Here is a 2,127-nt window from a genome sequence, read left to right on the forward strand (position 1 = left end):
TGTCGGCGGCGCGTGAATCCTGGTCACTTTCGGCGCTCGAAAAGTGAACGGTTGCGGGCAGTCTAGCCAGGGGTCTCGTCGGTGGTGGTGCGAATGCTGGGGAGGCTGTCGATGCCTCTGCCGCGGAGGCGGTAGCTGGCCCCTTTGAGGGTGAGGACGTCGGCGTGGTGAACGATCCGGTCGATCATCGCGGCGGCGACGGCCTGGTCGCCGAAGACGCCACCCCAGCCGGAGAACGGCAGGTTCGAGGTCAGGATCAGCGACGCGTGTTCGTAGCGTGACGAGACCAGCTGGAAGAAGAGGTTGGCGGCGTCTTGTTCGAACGGGAGGTAGCCGACTTCGTCGACGATGATCAGCCCGTAACGGCGAAGCCGGGTGAGCTCTCGTGGCAGGTTGCCTTGCCGGTGGGCGTCGGTGAGGCGGGTGACCCAGTCCGTCGCAGTCGCGAACAACACCCGGTGCCCGTGGCGGGCAGCGACGATCCCGAGCGCGGTCGCGAGGTGCGTCTTCCCCGTCCCGGGAGGGCCGAGCAGGACCACGTTCTGCGCTTCGAGGAGGAACCCTCCTGAAGCGAGCGCGGCGATCTGCTGCCGAGTGGCCGGTTGCGCGTCCCAGTCGAAGTCCTCGAGCGTCTTCCGGCTCGGCAAGCCAGCGGCTTTGATCCGCAGCTCCGCGCCGGAGGCGTTGCGAGCGCTCACTTCGCGTTCGAGGACGGCGGCGAGGTAGTCCTCGAACGACCAACCGGCGTCGCGTGCTTGGTCCGCCATCCGGGCTGCGGCCTCCGTGATCCGGGGTGCCTTGAGTGCGCCGGCGAGATAGGTGATCTGCTTTGCGACGTCGGTCTTGCCGGCCATCAGTTGCTCCCCTCGACGAGCCCGAACGCGCGGTCGTAGTCCGCGAGATCCCGAGTCAGATCGTCGCCGACTGGAACAAGTCGCGGCTGCTGGAACTCGCGTCGTAGGACGGCCGCAGCTTCTCGATGCGCGGGGTCGGTGATCACCATTCCTCGCGCCCAGACACGGGTGTGGTCGGCGATGATCCGTCCATCGAGGCGGACGCGGACCCGGTCCAGGTCCGCGGTGACGTCGACGATCCTGCCGATCGCGCGCGGGTCGACGGAGTAGTCGTTCGTGTCGATGCGGACGTAGTAGTCGCGGCCGAGCCGGATCCGGTTCCGCCAGCCCAGATGCAACGGGATCGGCGGCAACGGCAACATCGCCGCCAGATCCGCAGGCAGCAGCGAGATCGGAGAGGCGGCCAGGGTGCGCACCCTCCGCTGGTTGGCGACTCCGAGCCAGTCGGTGAACTGCTCGTTGAAGTCCGCGGGCGAGGCGAATGACCGGCCCGGCATGAACGATGTCTCGAACCAACCGTTGCGGCGTTCCACGATCCCTTTCGATTCCGGATCCCGCGGCGGCAGCAGCACGAGCTTGGCCGCGAGGGTTCCCATGAACGCGTCGACTCCGTCCGCGTGACGGCGTCCTCGCCCGATGCCGGGCTCGTTGTCCCAGATCAGCCGACGCGGAACCCGGCCGAGCTGCTCGATCAGCTGCCAGGTCCCGAGCAGCAGATCCTCGGTCTTCCGAGTCGGGATCATCACTCCCGTCGTGAACCGGCAATGCGCCGGGGTGATCACCAGCACCGGCAACAGCTTCGCTGTCCCGTCCTCGAGCGGGATCTTCTTCGGCGGGAACCACAAATCGCACTGCGCCGCGTCCCCCGCCGCCCACGTGATCCGATCCGCGGGATCGAGACGCTGCTGCTCGGGCCGCAACCGCTTCACGTTGTCACGGAACCACCGGATCGAGCCCGTCCACCCGACCCGCTCCGCGAGCACCGTCGCCGGCATCGTCGGCGTCTCCAGCAGCAACGCACGCACCCGCGACTCGAACGGTGTGAACGACGTCGGCGCCGCTGTCCGCTCATAGTGAGGCGGCGATTCCGAGTTCACCGCCTTGATGACCGTGGTCCTCGAGATCCCCAACCGCTCGGCAATATGCGCCTTCGGCACGCCCTCGCCGGCCAGCCTCCGGATCAACGCCCAGTCCTCCAAAGTGATCACTCTCCAATCGTTGAGTGTTCACTTTTCAAGCGCCGCTACTGTCCAGTTTTCGAGCGCCGTCGACA

At 67.1% G+C, this 2,127-nt stretch carries 2 protein-coding genes; both read right to left on the minus strand.

Annotated elements, in window-relative coordinates; translation table 11 throughout:
* Positions 1 to 62: 62 nt before the first annotated feature.
* Positions 63 to 854, minus strand: coding sequence for an IS21-like element helper ATPase IstB (gene istB, locus AS96_RS13700; RefSeq protein WP_036290888.1), 792 nt, complete (start codon positions 852 to 854; stop codon positions 63 to 65).
* Positions 854 to 2,062, minus strand: a complete 1,209-nt coding sequence (istA, locus tag AS96_RS13705; RefSeq protein ID WP_036290890.1) for an IS21 family transposase — start codon at positions 2,060 to 2,062, stop codon at positions 854 to 856. The genes istB and istA overlap by 1 nt, the downstream gene beginning before the upstream one ends.
* Between the last annotated feature and the right edge of the window lie 65 nt (positions 2,063 to 2,127).

The sequence above is a fragment of the Microbacterium sp. MRS-1 genome (genome assembly GCF_000585455.1).
In the GTDB taxonomy this organism is placed as follows: Bacteria; Actinomycetota; Actinomycetes; order Actinomycetales; family Microbacteriaceae; genus Microbacterium; species Microbacterium laevaniformans.